Origin of the sequence: Methanocaldococcus sp. FS406-22, from assembly GCF_000025525.1 — an archaeon.
In the GTDB taxonomy this organism is placed as follows: Archaea; AGJL01; Methanococci; order Methanococcales; family Methanocaldococcaceae; genus Methanocaldococcus.
In genome coordinates this window covers 1,649,931-1,665,080 of record NC_013887.1, presented here as the reverse complement: position 1 = coordinate 1,665,080, position 15,150 = coordinate 1,649,931, and the positions used below count along the sequence as shown (strand labels likewise).

At 31.2% G+C, this 15,150-nt stretch carries 20 protein-coding genes; 13 read left to right on the top strand and 7 right to left on the bottom strand.

Features of this window, described 5'->3' with window-relative positions; genetic code table 11:
* Position 1: 1 nt before the first annotated feature.
* The gene (locus tag MFS40622_RS08605; RefSeq protein ID WP_012981288.1) at positions 2 to 772 is read right to left on the bottom strand and encodes an MBL fold metallo-hydrolase; all 771 of its coding nucleotides are present in this window, start codon (positions 770 to 772) and stop codon (positions 2 to 4) included.
* Positions 773 to 884: 112 nt separating this feature from the next.
* Between MFS40622_RS08605 and MFS40622_RS08600 the strand changes: the two genes are divergently transcribed.
* Positions 885 to 1,370 (top strand): hypothetical protein, encoded by a 486-nt coding sequence (locus tag MFS40622_RS08600; RefSeq protein WP_012981287.1) that lies wholly within the window; start codon positions 885 to 887, stop codon positions 1,368 to 1,370.
* Here the strand turns inward: MFS40622_RS08600 and cofG are convergent.
* The gene (gene cofG, locus MFS40622_RS08595) at positions 1,342 to 2,418 is read right to left on the bottom strand and encodes a 7,8-didemethyl-8-hydroxy-5-deazariboflavin synthase subunit CofG (RefSeq protein WP_012981286.1); all 1,077 of its coding nucleotides are present in this window, start codon (positions 2,416 to 2,418) and stop codon (positions 1,342 to 1,344) included. The two genes, MFS40622_RS08600 and cofG, sit on opposite strands and share 29 nt — an antisense overlap.
* Before the next feature lie 323 nt (positions 2,419 to 2,741).
* Between cofG and eif1A the strand changes: the two genes are divergently transcribed.
* Genes eif1A through hypB form a run of 4 tightly spaced genes read left to right on the top strand, consistent with a single transcriptional unit; the run spans position 2,742 to position 5,284 of the window.
* Positions 2,742 to 3,050, top strand: a complete 309-nt coding sequence (gene eif1A, locus MFS40622_RS08590; protein WP_012981285.1) for a translation initiation factor eIF-1A — start codon at positions 2,742 to 2,744, stop codon at positions 3,048 to 3,050.
* Between the two features lie 5 nt (positions 3,051 to 3,055).
* Entirely contained in the window at positions 3,056 to 3,910 is an 855-nt protein-coding gene (locus tag MFS40622_RS08585; RefSeq protein ID WP_012981284.1) for a serine protein kinase RIO, read from the top strand.
* 29 nt (positions 3,911 to 3,939) lie between these two features.
* On the top strand, positions 3,940 to 4,596 hold the full coding sequence (locus MFS40622_RS08580) for a KH domain-containing protein (RefSeq protein ID WP_012981283.1): 657 nt from the start codon (positions 3,940 to 3,942) through the stop codon (positions 4,594 to 4,596).
* Between the two features lie 16 nt (positions 4,597 to 4,612).
* Positions 4,613 to 5,284: a hydrogenase nickel incorporation protein HypB gene (gene hypB, locus MFS40622_RS08575; protein WP_012981282.1), complete on the top strand. Its 672-nt coding sequence runs from the start codon at positions 4,613 to 4,615 to the stop codon at positions 5,282 to 5,284.
* On the opposite strand, the gene MFS40622_RS08570 is transcribed toward hypB, so the two are convergent.
* The 4 genes from MFS40622_RS08570 to trm14 form a co-directional block, all read right to left on the bottom strand.
* Positions 5,271 to 6,056 carry a sulfite exporter TauE/SafE family protein gene (locus MFS40622_RS08570; protein ID WP_012981281.1) on the bottom strand — a complete coding sequence of 262 codons (786 nt, stop codon included), beginning with the start codon at positions 6,054 to 6,056 and terminating at the stop codon, positions 5,271 to 5,273. The genes hypB and MFS40622_RS08570 overlap by 14 nt on opposite strands.
* 233 nt (positions 6,057 to 6,289) lie before the next feature.
* A complete protein-coding gene (locus MFS40622_RS08565; RefSeq protein WP_012981280.1) occupies positions 6,290 to 7,093 on the bottom strand; it encodes a DUF63 family protein in 804 nt (267 codons plus the stop codon).
* A gap of 22 nt (positions 7,094 to 7,115) precedes the next feature.
* Entirely contained in the window at positions 7,116 to 7,292 is a 177-nt protein-coding gene (locus MFS40622_RS09540; protein WP_012981279.1) for a hypothetical protein, read from the bottom strand.
* 15 nt (positions 7,293 to 7,307) lie between these two features.
* Positions 7,308 to 8,453, bottom strand: coding sequence for a tRNA (guanine(6)-N2)-methyltransferase (gene trm14 / locus MFS40622_RS08560; protein ID WP_012981278.1), 1,146 nt, complete (start codon positions 8,451 to 8,453; stop codon positions 7,308 to 7,310).
* 82 nt (positions 8,454 to 8,535) lie between these two features.
* Here trm14 and MFS40622_RS08555 point away from each other — a divergent pair, with 82 nt between their 5' ends.
* The 8 genes from MFS40622_RS08555 (at position 8,536) to dcd (ending at position 13,870) form a co-directional block, all read left to right on the top strand.
* On the top strand, positions 8,536 to 8,775 hold the full coding sequence (locus MFS40622_RS08555; RefSeq protein WP_012981277.1) for a DUF4040 domain-containing protein: 240 nt from the start codon (positions 8,536 to 8,538) through the stop codon (positions 8,773 to 8,775).
* Positions 8,776 to 8,850: 75 nt separating this feature from the next.
* The gene (gene tgtA / locus MFS40622_RS08550; RefSeq protein WP_012981276.1) at positions 8,851 to 10,824 is read left to right on the top strand and encodes a tRNA guanosine(15) transglycosylase TgtA; all 1,974 of its coding nucleotides are present in this window, start codon (positions 8,851 to 8,853) and stop codon (positions 10,822 to 10,824) included.
* On the top strand, positions 10,811 to 11,131 hold the full coding sequence (locus MFS40622_RS08545; RefSeq protein WP_012981275.1) for a gamma-glutamylcyclotransferase family protein: 321 nt from the start codon (positions 10,811 to 10,813) through the stop codon (positions 11,129 to 11,131). The genes tgtA and MFS40622_RS08545 overlap by 14 nt, the downstream gene beginning before the upstream one ends.
* A 16-nt stretch (positions 11,132 to 11,147) precedes the next feature.
* Complete coding sequence (locus MFS40622_RS08540; protein ID WP_012981274.1) at positions 11,148 to 11,705, top strand: hypothetical protein; 558 nt, start codon at positions 11,148 to 11,150, stop codon at positions 11,703 to 11,705.
* Positions 11,706 to 12,080: 375 nt separating this feature from the next.
* Positions 12,081 to 12,359, top strand: a complete 279-nt coding sequence (locus tag MFS40622_RS08535; RefSeq protein ID WP_048197524.1) for a transcriptional regulator — start codon at positions 12,081 to 12,083, stop codon at positions 12,357 to 12,359.
* Positions 12,360 to 12,469: 110 nt separating this feature from the next.
* Positions 12,470 to 12,715 carry a hypothetical protein gene (locus MFS40622_RS08530; protein ID WP_012981272.1) on the top strand — a complete coding sequence of 82 codons (246 nt, stop codon included), beginning with the start codon at positions 12,470 to 12,472 and terminating at the stop codon, positions 12,713 to 12,715.
* A 129-nt stretch (positions 12,716 to 12,844) separates the two neighbouring features.
* Positions 12,845 to 13,081, top strand: coding sequence for a class III signal peptide-containing protein (locus tag MFS40622_RS08525; RefSeq protein WP_012981271.1), 237 nt, complete (start codon positions 12,845 to 12,847; stop codon positions 13,079 to 13,081).
* 156 nt (positions 13,082 to 13,237) lie between these two features.
* A complete protein-coding gene (dcd, locus tag MFS40622_RS08520) occupies positions 13,238 to 13,870 on the top strand; it encodes a dCTP deaminase (RefSeq protein WP_012981270.1) in 633 nt (210 codons plus the stop codon).
* Positions 13,871 to 13,880: 10 nt separating this feature from the next.
* Here the strand turns inward: dcd and MFS40622_RS08515 are convergent, their stop codons facing one another.
* Positions 13,881 to 15,068 carry an argininosuccinate synthase gene (locus MFS40622_RS08515; RefSeq protein ID WP_012981269.1) on the bottom strand — a complete coding sequence of 396 codons (1,188 nt, stop codon included), beginning with the start codon at positions 15,066 to 15,068 and terminating at the stop codon, positions 13,881 to 13,883.
* Positions 15,069 to 15,150: the final 82 nt, after the last annotated feature.

The following is a 15,150-nucleotide window of genomic DNA, read 5'->3' as shown; positions in this document are numbered from 1 at the left end:
CCTAAATCTCAATGATTTTACCTACATGCCCATAAACAAAGTTATTTAATTGAGACAGTTTTGTTAAAGCCTTAAATCCAGTGCAATGCATAGGCATAAACCAAAAATCTTGGGATTTGAAATAATCAACAACCCTATTTAAATAGTTATCTGAAACCCCTACTAAGTGAAAACCTCCTAAAACTCCTTTAATTGTGCTTAACTTTTTCCCATATTCAACTACATTTATAATTCCACTGTGGGAGCAACCAGTTATCAAAATCCCCTTGGCTATTAAGAACATGTCATCATTTACCTCATCTTTCATTCTCTTTCCATCTTTAATACATTGAAACTCTTCCATTTCATATTTATGCTCCCTCGGAACATATCCAGAGACAATAGTATCTTTATCTATCTTATATGGCTTTTCAATAATCTCTAAATCAGCTTTTTTTAACAGATATTCCTTTATTTCTTTGTCAATTCCTATATATCTACTGCCAGCATATTTATCTAAGAATGCATCTTTATGAGCTATAACCTTCCCGTTGATTAAATCATTCTCTATAACATATTTTAATCCATCACAATGGTCGTAATGCCCATGAGATAAGACAATATAATCAAATCCCTCCCTTTCATCAAATAATTTTAAGTTTTCTCTCAAAGTTATTGGATTTTGACCAGCATCAAATAAAATTCTTTTATTATTTATTTCTATTAAAGCTGAAAACCCATGCTGAGCAAAAAATTTTTTATATGCAGTGTTATCAACCAATATTTTAATCATGATGCCACCACTCTTATTCGATTTTATAGTTTTGTTGATATAATGCATAATTGTTAATATTACTATTTTCCCGCATTTGGGGATAAATACTTTATGGTTTTTTGGTGAAATTATGAATTTCAACATTAAAGAAATCAAAGAAAAAATCAATGAATGGAGAAATAGAGAGTGGAGATGGAAAGGAAAAGGAAAAATTGAAATCAAATTTATTTGTTTAATTGAAAGGGCTGAGAGTTTTAAGGAATTGGTTGATAACTTAGAAATAATTATCTCTGAGTATGAAAAGATAAAACAACTTATTGAGGATGAAGATATAAATGAAATTGCTAAATTAAATCTATTCTGTGGAAATAATGTTTATGAAGAGATGTTAAAGGATATTCTAAGCTCAAATAAATTTATATCCTTAACTATAAGTTTTGATGAAAATCTGGCTTACGTTAAGTATATGGAAAGGGGAAAAGAGGAGGTTGTATATTTGGACGGAAAATCTGCCTATAAAGCTCTGCAAATATTAAAAAATAGATATGAGGATATTCTAAAAAAGCAAATATCAATAATAGAGAACGCTATTCCTTTAACCATCCCATCTCAATAATCTTATTATAAACTTTATCACTTAACCACTCTTCACTTATGTATTTATCATAAACAGGTAGTCTCATCTTTAACTTTAACCCTAACTCTTCAGTCCATTCTCTCAACTCTCTTATCTCTGGCCACTCTGCCTCTGGATTAACGTAATCCTTTGTTAATGGAGAAACTCCTCCCCAATCATCAACCCCTGCCAACAAAAACAACTGCCCTGTCTCTCTATTTAAATTTGGTGGAATTTGGATTGAAATATCTTCTAAAATCAACTTTGCTAAAATAATAACCTTTAACATCTTTATTGGTGATGGTTCCTTATAATTTTCCATTGGAATGCCTTTCTTAGCCCTAAAGTTTTGGATTATAACTTCTTGAATATGCTTATACTTTTCATGAATTTCCTTTATTTTAAATAGTGAATCAACAATTTCTTCATTAGTTTCCCCAATACCAATTAGCAAACCAGTTGTGAATGGAATCTTTAACTTCCCAGCATTTTCAATCATCTCTATCCTTAATTTTGGATGTTTTCCTGGGCTATATTTATGGGCTATTGTATTCATTAACCTCTCTGAAGCATTTTCCAACATCAAACCCATAGATGCATTAACCTCTTTAAGCATCTTTAACTCATCATAATTTAAGATACCACAATTTGTGTGAGGTAAAAGAGAGGTGTTATTTAAAGCCCATTCCTCTAAATCGTAAAGATATTCCAATATGCTATCATAACCCATAGATTTTAATTGCTCTTTAATCTCTTTATTTTCATCTACATGTTCCCCAAATGTAAATAACGCCTCTCTACAACCTAACTTATCCCCTTTTAATAAAATTTCTTTAACTTCATTTGGTTTCATTAGACTTGGTTTATCTTCTCTAAAAATACAATATCCGCACTTATTTCTACACCACTTTGATAATGGTATAAAGACATTTTTTGAGTAAGTTATATATTCTCTCTTAAATGTATTGTTAATTTGAGCTAATTTATCTAATATATCTTTAGAAGATGTTGAGTTAAGGAAATTAATTGCCTCTTCTCTGCTTATCATCCTATCCACCTTTAATATTTGAAAAACTTAGAATAATTATGGGACTTTTGCAGGAATAAACCCTTATAAGGAAAAAATGATGCCTTTAGGCATCTAAATACCTTATTAAATAATATAAACTGCGAAAGTCCCATACTAAAAATTTTATTAGCAATCAACAGATATATATACTGATAGAGTATATAAAATAAATATTAAATATCACAAACCCATAGACACAAAAATCTAAGGTTTATCAAAACACTCAATTTTGAGATTTTGATAGGATAATAAAACTATTAGCATCAGCAAAACACAAACTAAAAAAGTAAAAAGGTGATATGATGGTAGAACAGCAACAAGAACAACAAATTAGAGTAAGAATTCCAAAAAAAGAAGAGAATGAGATTTTAGGTATTATAGAGCAAATGTTAGGGGCAAGTAGAGTTAGAGTCAGATGCTTAGATGGAAAAACAAGATTAGGAAGAATTCCTGGTAGATTAAAGAATAGAATTTGGGTTAGAGAAGGAGATATAGTTATTGTAAAACCATGGGAAGTCCAAGGAGATCAAAAGTGTGATATTATTTGGAGATACACAAAAACACAGGTTGAATGGCTTAAAAGAAAAGGTTACTTAGATGAGTTGCTATAAAGGTGATGGCTATAGCTAAAAACATTGATGAAGAGCTCTATGAATTAAATAAACTATTAACTGAGAAGGAAGAATTCCAATTGGATAGAGAATATCAAAAAGAAATTTTAGAGAAAGAAAGGAAGTTTTTAGAGGATTTAAAGACAGCCAATGAAGTTTTTGATAAAAGAACCTTAATGACTTTATTTAGTTTATTAGCTGGGAAGCATTTAACTGAATATATAGGGATAGTTAATTCTGGAAAAGAGGCAGTGGTATTTAAAGCAAGGAAGGGGAAGTTTTACAGAGCTGTTAAAGTTTACAGAGTTGCTACATGCGATTTTAAAACTATGAGTAAATATATCCAAGGAGACCCAAGATTCCACTTAAGAAAGAGTAGTAGAAGGCAGATAATCCATGCATGGGTTGAGAAGGAATTTAGAAATTTAAGGAGAGCTTCTGAGATTATAAATGCACCAAAGGCAAGGTTGAGAAGAGAGAACGTCTTAGTTATGGATTTTGTTGGTTATAGAGGAATTCCAGCTCCAAAACTTAAAGATATGCAGGATTTAGATTGGGAGAGATATTTTAAAATCATAAAAGAGAGTATGAAAAAGCTCTATGAAGAAGGAGAGTTAGTTCATGGAGATTTGAGTGAATACAACATATTGGTTAAAGATGATGAGCCAGTATTTATTGATTTCTCGCAGAGTGTTATTACCCAACATCCATTAGCTCATCCTTTACTTATTAGAGATTGTATAAATATATGCAATTTCTTTAGAAGGAAGAGAGTTGACTGTAACTATAAGGATTTATACAAATATATAACTGGAAAAGAGATAAACCCAATTGATGAGGCAATGATTAAGCAATTATAAATTTATTTTTATTTTATTTGGTGATAAAAATGGTTTTTGGAAATATTGGACAAGATAAAAATATAGAAATTTTAAAGATTCCAAGAGAAAGAGTAGGAGTTTTAATAGGAAAAAAAGGAAATGTTAAAAAAACTATTGAAAAAGAGTTAGGAGTTAAGTTAGAGATTGATGCTGATGGAACTGTAACCATTTATGGGACTGACAAGCAGAAAGACCCATTGGCTGTTTGGAAGGCAAAGGATATAGTTAGGGCTATTGGTAGAGGATTTAATCCAGAAATTGCATTAAAATTGGTTAGTGATGAGTATGTTTTGGAGGTTATAGATATTGAGGACTATGCAAGCTCTGAAAACAGCATAAGGAGATTAAAAGGGAGAGTTATTGGTAAGGAAGGAAAATCAAGAAGATACATAGAGAGCTTAACTGGGGCTAATGTCTCTGTCTATGGAAACACTGTTGCAATAGTTGGAGAGCATGAGCCGGTTCAGATAGCTAAAGAGGCTGTTGAAATGCTCTTAAGAGGAGCCTCACATGCAAAAACATATAAATTCTTAGAAAGAGAGAGACAGAAGATTAAAAGGGCAAGATTTGAACTTTGGAAGAAGAAGAGTGATGTTGATGAGTTGTATGAGAAGATGAATCCAAACTATGATGATGACGTTGAATTTGAAGAAGATGAAGAATAATACATCGGTGATGAACATGCATTTAGTGGGAGTTTTAGACATTGCCAAAGACATATTAAAGGCAAATAAAAGATTGGCAGATAAGAATAGAAAGCTGTTAAATAAACATGGTGTTGTTGCCTTTGACTTCATGGGAGCTATAGGGAGTGGGAAAACTCTATTAATTGAAAAATTAATTGACAATTTAAAGGATAAGTATAAAATAGGCTGCATTGCAGGAGATGTTATTGCAAAGTTTGATGCTGAAAGAATGGAGAAGCATGGAGCTAAAGTTGTTCCTTTAAATACTGGTAAGGAATGCCACTTAGATGCTCATTTAGTAGGGCATGCTTTGGAGGATTTAAATTTGAAGGAGATTGATTTATTATTTATAGAGAATGTTGGTAATTTAATCTGCCCTGCTGACTTTGATTTAGGAACTCATAAAAGGATTGTTGTTGTATCAACAACCGAAGGAGATGATACAATAGAAAAACACCCTGGAATTATGAAGACGGCTGATTTGATAATAATAAATAAGATTGATTTGGCAGAGGCAGTTGGAGCAGATGTTAAAAAAATGGAAAACGATGCCAAAAGAATAAACCCAGAGGCAGAAGTTGTTTTATTAAGTTTAAAGACAATGGAAGGATTTGATAAGGTTTTGGAATTTATTGAAAAGAGTGTTAAAGAGGTTAAAGAAGCATAATCAATCCCATTGTTCCCAATATAGCACTTAGCATAATCCTCAAATGCTTTGAAGAAATCTTTTGATTAATCTTTATACCCAATTTTGAAGAGTAGATTATAGGAATAGCCATAATTAAAGCTATTGGGATTGAAACATAGCCAATATTGTAGATGTAGCTATTTGTATTGGCTGTTAAATAGGAGATAAGTCCACCAATTGAGGTTAGAGGGATAACTCCAACAGAGATTGCCACAGACCTTTTTACTGGATACTTTGCAAATGTTAATATTGGGATTATAACTATTCCTCCTCCAATGCCAAATAAACCAGATAAAAACCCAGCAACGACTCCACAAAATATAAAATGGGCTAAATTATCTTCTCTATCAGAGATTTTATCAATGTGGTGTGATTTAGCCATATAAATCGCATTTGATATTAAAAAGATTCCAAAGAGCTTTTTTAACATGGCTGAATCAATAAAATTAACCACCAAAAACCCACTGATATAAGAAAAAACTAAGCTAATAACACCAATAATTATTGATGCCTTCCAGTTTATGTTTTTAATTTTTGCATGTCTGAATATTGATACTATTGAGTTTATAAATACAACTAATAACGATGTCCCTACTGCAAATTTAACACCATCTGGAATGCCAAAATAGTCAAAGATAAATGTTAAAATTGGAGCTACTAAGAAGCCTCCACCAATACCAAACAAACTGCCTAAAATTCCAACAATAAATCCCACAAATATGAGCAAAGGCAGAAATAATATAAATCTCATTTAATCCACCAGAATTTGAATTATGTTTTACACTCCCATAACCGTTCTAAACGAAACTTTAAGAAAGTTAGATGAAAACCTTTTAAAAGTTTTCATTGCTCAAAGCTAACGCTTCGATTAAACAAATCCTAACGGATTTGTAGCCAGAAAGCAGAGCTTTCTGTTTCATCAAAACTGATACCTCCTCGCTTACGCTCGGAGGTATAAATAAATAGATTGTGCCTTTATAGCATTTATACGCCCATAACCGTTCTAAACAAATCCCTAAGCCCCGGAGCTAATCCAAGAGCCATTATACAGAGTTTTATAATATTTTTTATGTTTTCATCCTTAACCTCTCTATTTAAGATATAGAGGGCTAATAAAATTACCAAAAGCTTAAATGGGATAAAGCTATAAACTCCAAACGTCTCCATTAAGAATCTTGGGATTGGGTGCTGTTCCCAATATCCATAGATGCCAATGCCAATAGTTGTTGCAGAGGCATCAATTAACTGCCCAACTATAACATAACTATCAATCTTTGACTGTAAGATATTTAATTTTAAGCTTTTATCAATAAATTTAACTAAATAATAAAATGCTGTTACTAAAATTATAACATATAGAAGTGCCTCTAAATGAGTTATGTGTTGAAGAAATATACCAAAAAAATACAACAATGGAATTAACCCAATAACTGCAGATACTTTATAATACTTCTCTTTAAATACCACCCCAGTAATTAAAATCGTTGCTATAAAAAACCCACCAATTAAAAACACTATTCCCGGAGTTATAGTTAAAAAACTTCTTTCTATGTAGCCGCAATCAACTAAAGCCCTCATTAGAGCAATTAAAACAGTAAAAACAATTCCCGGAATGGCAAATCTCTCATCAATGTTTATATTTAACTTCCTTAAAGCTTTATAAAACAAATATAGTGCTAAAGCTAAAATAATCCCGTAGGTTATTTCTTGGACTATATTATAGCCAGTCCCTTTTTCAGCTGGTTCAATGTAATATTTATAAATAAACTCTTTTATTTCCTGAATCATTATTTCCCTCAAATTATTTCATTTAATAACTAGATACTATATTCTTTAACACTTCTGGTATGAATGGAAAAATAACAATCAAAACAACTAAGATTTTTATCCATAGTTTTATTATTTTTATTTCACCAAGTAATTCAGTTTTTACTAATAGAATATCCTCTTTTGTAGCAAGCTCTTTCCTTAAGAAATTTATAGCCATTATTTCACCCTAAAATTATAAAGTTAGATAAAACACTTTTGTCATCAAACCACCAAACATAACATTGAACTCATCCTTAACCTCAAAGTTATTTTTTGCTACTGCCTCTTTAAACAATTTATCTTCAGCAGTTATAACTATCAACCGGGAAGAGCCATGCATAATATTTTTTGCAGAGGATAGGAATTCATTGTATAGCTTTTTTACTGCTCTTTTGCTACCCATTCTTATACCATAAGGGGGATTTGCTATAATCACATCAATACTGCTAAATCTCTCATGCAGTTTTGTTGCATCTCCACAAATAAAATCTATAGTATCTAAAACATTAGCACTTTTAGCATTATCCTTAGCTCCATCTAAGTATTTTTGATTCTTATCCAATCCAATTATTTTATAGATATTTTTATTCTCAACAATCTCTTTTTTTATTTTATCTAAAAGCCCATAACCAAAAATATCAACAAACTTAAATCCATATTTTTCCTCTCTAAACTTTCCTGGTGGGGTGTTCCTCTTCATCAAAGCCCCTTCTATTGGGATAGTGCCACTACCACACATCGGGTCTAATAAAACCTCATCATCCTTCCAATTACTTAAATAAATTAATGCCGATGCAATAGTGGCATTTAAGTGTGCTGGGTGATTAAAAACCCTATAACCTCTCTTATCCAATGCAACATCTCCAGTTGTGTCAATACCAACAATTAACTCATCAAATATAACCTCAACCCTAACGATAACATCTGGTTCATCCAAATTAACCTTCAACCTCACATTTTTATCTCTCTGATAAGATTTTATCAATGCCTCTCCAGCAACTCTCCCAATGTCTATTGATGTAAAGTTATGTTCTCCAGCTCTTAATGGTCTAATAGCAAAAGATTGATGTTCTTTTATCCACTCTGTCCAATCAATATCATAAACTCTCTCATAGATATCATCTAGGGATATGTTTGGAATCTCTTCCCTATATAGTAGGATATTTAATCTTTCTATAGTCCTTGAGAGATAGTTAATCTTAGGAATTAGTTCTAAATCACCACTAAAAAATATTCTACCCCTGTTTTCTCTAATCTCATTAATTTTTCCTTTAAATTCATCTATCTCATTTTTAGATATTTTTTCAAGTCCCGGTGATAGTGTTACATAGTAATCCATAAAAATCCCCCAGTATAGAATTTTTTATATTTGTTGTGTTATAAGATTATTACTTATGAAATAAATTTGTAGGTGAGCCAAAATGGAAATTATACATTACATAGTTATAGTAATGACACTGTTATCAAGTTTAGCATCTCTCTTACAAAAAGATTTAATTAAATGTATTATATTATCTGGCTTTGCTGGTTTATGTATGGCTTATTTATACTATGCATTGTTAGCCCCAGATGTTGCTTTAACAGAAGCAATATTAGGAGGAGCTATTTTACCAGCTTTATTTGCTTTCACAGTTAGAAGAACTCAAAGAATAGATGAATAATTAAAATTTAGCAATTAAAATTTTTTATTTTATAAAATTTCTAAATCAAAATTTAAAAATTCATAGGAGGATAAAATGATGACCTTTGAGATAAAACATAGAGATGCTATGGGAAGAATAGGAATTTTAAATATAAACGGCAAAAAGATAGAAACTCCTACAATAATGCCGGTTGTTCATCCAAATCCAAAAAAACAGATTGTTTCAATGGATTTAATAAACAAATTGGCAGATGTTATTATAACAAACTCATACATAACTTACAGAACAAAACATTTAAGAGAGATTGCTGAAGAAAAAGGGATTCACAAATTAATTGGCTTTGATAAAGTAATTGTTACAGATAGTGGTTCTTTTCAGTTGGGAGTTTATGGAGATGTTGAAGTTGAGCCGTTGGAGATTGTAGAGTTTCAGGAGAGGATAGGAGTAGATGTTGGAACTATCTTGGATATTCCAACACCACCAGATGTTGAAAGGGAAAGGGCTGAGAAAGAATTGGAAGAAACTTTAAAGAGGGCTAAGGCATCCATAGAATTAAAGAAAGAGAAAGGATTTAGGTTATTATTAAATGGAACTGTTCAGGGTTCAACTTATTTAGATTTGAGGCAAAAATCTGCTAAAGAGATGGCTAAGTTGGACTTTGATATCTATCCAATAGGGGCTGTTGTTCCATTGATGGAGCAGTACAGATACAGAGATGTTGCTGAAATCATAATAAACTCAAAGATGTATCTGCCTACAAACAAGCCAGTGCATTTATTTGGTTGTGGGCATCCAATGTTCTTTGCTTTAGCTGTTGCTTTAGGATGTGATTTGTTTGATTCTGCCGCTTATGCTTTATATGCTAAAGATGACAGATATTTAACTGAAACTGGCACTTTACACTTAGAGGAGATTAAAGATTTAAAAGCATTTCCTTGCTCATGTCCTGTTTGCTCAAGTTATACGCCAAAAGAGTTGGCAGGCTTAAATAAAAAGGACAGAGAGAGATTATTAGCTGAACACAACTTATATATAACTTTTGAAGAGATAAATAGAATAAAACAGGCAATAAAAGAGGGAAGTTTGTGGGAGTTAGTTGAGGAGAGGGTTAGATGCCATCCAAAGCTTTTAGAAGGGTATAGAGTTGTTAGGAAGTATATGGATTACATAGAAAAATTTGACCCGGTAACTAAAAAATCTGCTTTCTTCTACTCTGGCATTGAATCGATGTTTAGACCAGAAGTTTTAAGGCATAAGAAGAGATTAAAGAGAATAAAATATGAAAAAGTTTATATTACAACTGTCTCAAGTTCAATAGAAAAGCCATATCATGAGTATTTGAATGTAGTTGAGACAGATGTCGATATCCTAATTAAAGACCCCGTATTTGGATTTATTCCATACTATATAGACACTATCTACCCACTATCTCAACATGAAATTCCAGAACTTTTTGATTATGAAAAAGAGATAAATAAAAAGTTTATTGATGAGTTTATTGATTGGTTGAAGAAAAAAATTGGAGAAGACAATATATTGGATATAATGACCTACAATTATTATATAAACTACTTCTCTGCTACCAAAAAAGTTAATGCTGATGCTTTAAGGATTAGGAAGATGTTGCAGTATCAGTATGGCTTTGATATAATTGATGATGAACTAATGAGTAAAATAGAGATTGTTAGAAGTAAAACCACTGGTAGATTGAGGCAGGTTTTAGATGAAAATGGAGATATTTTATTCTCAGTTAGAAGTAATGACAACTTTTTAATACCTTCTAAGAAGGGAGCTAAATTGTTATGGGAAAAGATTCCATTTCCAAGATACAGAGTTGTTGTTAATAAAGAGGCAGAGGAATTCGCAAGACAGGGAAGGAATGTATTTGCCAAATTTGTTGTTGATTGTGATGAGGAGTTAAGGCCTTATGAAGAGGTTTTAGTTGTTAATGAAGATGATGAACTATTGGCTTATGGGACAGTTATATTAAATGGTATTGAGCTGAGAGAATTTAATTATGGATTGGCTGTTAAAGTGAGGGGTGGAATAAAAGATGCCAACATATAATGTATTTGCCTATGGGGAGTTGATGAAGAAGGAGAGATTGTTGGAGTTGATAAATAGAGTGCCAAAGATGATTAAAGGTAGAGTTTATGGTTATGAGAAGTTTTTTGATGAAACAATTGGATATTATGGGGCAAGGAAAAAGGAAGGAAGTTATATTGATGGCATTATATTGTTAGACATTACAGATAATGAATTAGAGATTTTTGATGATTATGAGGATTTAGATGTTTATTACATTAGAGAGAAAACTACTGCAATAGGGAATGATGGAAAGGAGTATGAAGCTTACATTTATTTAAGAAAATAACTTTTAAGGGATTTTTATGAATGCTAAGGAAATCTTAGAATTAGTTGAGGAGAGCTATACATCAGAAGATGTAGATTACAAAAACAAAGTCTATTTTATTTCCTATTTTTTGAGTTCATTAATTTTTGTTTTAATTTATATATCTATAAAATACTGGAGTTTCAATATTTTGTTTATAATCTCACTGTTATTAATCATTGGTGGTATATTGATTGTTAGGCAACAAAAGCTCTATAAAAAAACTAAATGTTATTTTGATAAGATTTTTGAGAGGATTGTTAGATATGGGATGATTGCAGTTATTATTTTATCTTTTATTACATTATACACTTATCCAAAAATTTCTGGAGTTTCTATTGCCATTATATTTGGATTATTATTAAATATCGATGGAATTTTATTTAAATCAAGGAAAAGAGAAATTTTAGGACTGTTAATGATGCTCTCTTCAATCCCAATGTTTATATTTCACGAATATCAGTTTTTAATTTTTGCCTTTGTTCAGTTTTTAGTTGCTTTATGTTTTTTGAGGTGCTTCAAAACCTATCCAAATCATATCAAACATTCCAAATGATTACTTCCGACATAATCTGAATAGGTTTTCATCAGCACCCGCTCCCTTAACGGGACAGACCAACCTCCACCGTCCATTTAGGAGGGCAGAGGTTGCCTAAATGTGAGTTATTAGATTAGTTATCACATTCACGTCCCCTGACGTGGGGACTTTATTCGAATACAGCAACTTTAACCTCTACAATCATTTTATATCACCACAATTGGAATCGACATTTAGCATGTTTTTGATTCTAACTTTATAAGTTTTTCGGTTTATCTGATGCGTATAAGGATTTATATGAAAATGCATGCAAAATATGCAAAAATATGCCTAATGAATCAATTCGGACAAAAAATAAATAAAATTTGGTTATGTGTAAAGAAAAGTGAAATTATGAAAATATTTAACTCTGTTGTTAGGGTTAAAATATTGGCTTTATTGTATGGTTTGGAATACTGTGAATTTAGCTATTTAAAAGAAAAATTAAATTTAACTGATGGTAATTTGGAGCATCATTTAAAGAAATTGGAAGAAAGTGGATTTATAGAAATAAAAAAATCAATAATAAAAGGTAAAATTAAAACAATAGTTAAAATTACTAAGAAAGGCAGGGTTGCATTCAAAAATTATATATACGAAATTTTACAATTATCAAAAAATATAGAATCTTAATTTTACTACCAAATGTTGTTATTAAATTTTTTGGATTTGTTATTAAGCATTTTATGTTATTTTAGTGTTTGTTATGTTAATTTTGTTAATAGCTAGGGGAGTTGTCAATTATGAAATCAATAAAAAAGAAAACACTGTCCAGAAAAGGACAGATATCAATGGAAATTATTATATTAGCAAGCTCAGCATCGTTGGTAGCTATAATTATGGCGTATTTTTTTGTACTATCTGCAAAAGATTTAGGTCATGAAATGAACAAAACTGGAGAAAAGGCAAGAGAATTTATAAATGTTACCAACAATAAGTCATCTCAATACATAAAATTATTAAATAATTCAGTTAAACTTGTAGATTAACTACTATCTCTGTAATACAAAGAAATCAAAAAGTATATATAACAAATATATTAAGATAATAAAGTGTGGTTTAAAACATATAATTAAAACATCGGGAAATTATTAACGAACTATAAATGGGTGGATACGATGAAACTTTTAAAGAAATTATTGTCAAAGAAAGGGCAATTATCAATGGAAGTTGGTATTTTAGTTGCAGCTGCTGTATTAGTTGCGATAATTGCCGCATACTTCTATGTAAAAAATGTTGGAACAGCTGCTAAAGCAGCTGGAAATCAGTCTGAAAACTTTACAAAAACTATAAATCAAACAGCAAATAAGTTTATAGGAAATCTAAGTAAGGTAACTAATGAGCTTAATCCATAATAATTATGTCCAAGTTTATTTATTTCTTTTTGTTACTAATAACATCCAAATATTTAAATATATAGTTACATTATTATAAAGAAAATTTAAAAATTAATATTATGTTTAATATCCAAACAAATGTAATCTCCATAAAATACTTCTTGGTGATAACTTATGATTCTAAGCGATAAAGACATTATTGACTATGTTACATCAAAAAGGATTATTATTGAGCCATTTAACAAAGACTTCGTAGGGCCTTGCTCATACGATGTAACCTTAGGAGATGAATTTATAATCTATGATGATGAAGTTTATGATTTGTCAAAAGAGCTAAATTACAAAAGAATAAAGATAAAAAATTCTATTTTAGTTTGCCCTCTAAACTACAATTTAACTGAAGAAAAAATCAACTATTTTAAAGAGAAATATGATGTTGATTACGTTGTTGAAGGAGGAGTTTTAGGTACAACAAATGAGTATATTGAGCTTCCAAATGATATATGTGCCCAATACCAAGGTAGAAGTAGTTTAGGAAGAGTTTTTTTAACCTCCCACCAAACTGCTGGATGGATTGATGCTGGTTTTAAGGGAAAGATAACTTTGGAGATTGTAGCTTTTGATAGGCCAGTTATTTTATATAAAAATCAGAGAATTGGGCAGTTAATATTTAGCAAGTTGTTATCTCCAGCAGATGTTGGTTATTCAGAGAGGAAAAGCTCTAAATATACCTATCAAAAAACAGTAATGCCTTCTTTAATCCATTTAGACAATCATAATAAAAAAATAAAAAATAAAAAATTTTAATTAAAGAGTTTTATTTCCTATTTTTTCTCATCTCATACAACATTGCCTGTAATCCATGATACTTAACCATTCCAGCTAACTCCTTTTGGTCAATCTCTTTTTCATCAAACGAAACCATCTCTTTGCTGTATAAAGCGTAAGGGCTGTCTCTACCAACAACCCTTGCAGTTCCACCAAATAACCTAACCTTAACAGTTCCAGTAACTCTCTCTTGTGTTTTGTCAATAAAGGCATCTAAATCCTCCCTCAATGGGTCAAACCACAATCCTTTATAGATTAGCTCTCCATAAAGACTATCAACAATCTCCTTAAATCTAAGTTCATCCCTTGTCAAAACTAATTGCTCTAACGCCTTGTGGGCAGTTAATAATAAAACAGCCCCTGGACATTCATAGTTTTCTCTTGACTTTAAGCCAATAATTCTATCTTCAATAATATCTATTCTTCCTACACCATGCTTTCCAGCAATCTCATTAGCTCTCTTTATTAATTCAACAGGATTTAATTTCTCTCCATTTATAGCTACTGGAACTCCCTCTTTAAACTCAATCTCAACAATCTCCTCCTCTTTATCTTCAACTGGATTTTTAGTCCATGCATATATCTCTTCTGGTGGAACAAAGTTAGGGTCTTCCAATTCACTACCTTCAATACTTCTACCCCATAAGTTTTCATCTATACTATATTTTTTGCTTTCAGTTGGAATTGGAATGCCTTTTTCTTTGGCATATTCAATCTCTTCAGCCCTTGTTAAGTTTAAATCTCTAATTGGAGCTATAATTTTTAGATGTGGAGCTTTAATCCTTATGGTTGTTTCAAATCTAAACTGGTCGTTACCTTTTCCAGTGCATCCATGAGCAACTGCCTCAGCATCCTCTTTTAAGGCAACTTCAACAACTTTATAAGCAATTAAAGGCCTTGCTAAAGCAGTTGATAGTGGGTAGCCTTCATACATTGCATTTGCCTTTATAGCTCTAAATATGTAATCTTTAACAAACTCCTCCTTTGCATCTATTGTGTAGTGCTTTAAAACTCCCAATTTTTTAGCTTTTTCCTCAACCTCCTTTATTTCCTCCTCTGGCTGTCCAACATCCACACAGACAGAAACTACCTTATATCCATACTTATCTTCCAATAACTTTAAGCAACAGCTTGTATCTAACCCTCCAGAGTATGCCAAAACAGCTATTCTTTCCATGACAATCCCTCACAAATAATTTTATAGGTGTGGAGATAATTATAACCTTAAGGTTTTTGTAGTTTGTGGTTATATACTCTGG